The sequence below is a fragment of the Streptomyces sp. AC627_RSS907 genome (assembly GCF_019049165.1).
Genome location: NZ_JAGMUE010001218.1, coordinates 1 through 565 on the forward strand (window position 1 = coordinate 1; position 565 = coordinate 565).

The 565-nt window shown below is 75.8% G+C and carries 1 pseudogene; it reads left to right on the plus strand.

The window, feature by feature from the left end:
• Window positions 1-313, plus strand: a pseudogene (locus tag KUM32_RS41150) (NAD(+)/NADH kinase); the annotation flags it as partial.
• Between the last annotated feature and the right edge of the window lie 252 nt (window positions 314-565).

Genomic DNA, 565 nt, shown 5'->3' on the forward strand with positions numbered 1-565 from the left:
GGGCGGGCCCGTGGTGTGGCCGGAGGTGGAGGCGCTGCTGATGGTGCCCATCAGCGCGCACGCCCTGTTCGCCAAGCCGCTGGTCACCGCGCCCGATTCGGTGCTGGCGGTGGAGGTGCAGCCGCAGACCCCGCACGGGGTGCTGTGGTGCGACGGGCGGCGGACCGTGGAGCTGCCCGCGGGGGCGCGCGTCGAGGTGCGGCGCGGCGCGGTGCCGGTGCGCCTGGCCCGGCTGCACCACGCCTCGTTCACCGACCGCCTGGTCGCGAAGTTCGCCCTGCCGGTGGCCGGCTGGCGCGGCGCTCCGCACTGATGCCGCACCGGCCCCGCCCGCCCCGGGCAGCCGCCGCGAGCCCCGGGCCCGAGCCGGCGCCCACCGGCCGCTTCGCCGATCGGCGCGTTCGGCCACTACGCTCGGCTCAAGCCGGAGGCGGGCGGGAGGAGGCGCGAAGCGCTCGCTACCCTCCTCGGTGGACAGAACGACGCGAGCGGGAGTGTGGAACAGGCTCCCCAAGATTTCCCCAGAGGGGCAAGTGAGCACTCGCCGAGAGGAAAAGTCGCAGGT